This is a genomic window from Telluria sp. AZSoR62, assembly GCF_058111565.1.
The window spans coordinates 1-204 of the sequence record NZ_JBYTST010000707.1 but is presented as its reverse complement, the minus strand read 5'-3'; the positions used below and the strand labels follow the sequence as shown (position 1 = coordinate 204).

General features: G+C 43.6%; 1 rRNA gene. It reads left to right on the top strand.

Going from position 1 to position 204, the window contains the following annotated elements:
* Positions 1 to 139: 139 nt before the first annotated feature.
* Positions 140 to 204 (top strand): 16S ribosomal RNA (locus tag AC3XQU_RS25220); the annotation flags it as partial.

Below are 204 nucleotides of genomic sequence, written 5' to 3'. Positions count from 1 at the left end.
TCGGTCATTGAATACTTAAATTATCAAATGTTCACAAAAAAGAAATACGTTGCTCAGCAATGAGTAACGGTCAGTATCTTGAGTGAGCGACCCCGGCAGCAATGTCGGGAGGCACGAAAGTGTCTATCAAACAGAGATTAAACTGAAGAGTTTGATCCTGGCTCAGATTGAACGCTGGCGGCATGCTTTACACATGCAAGTCGA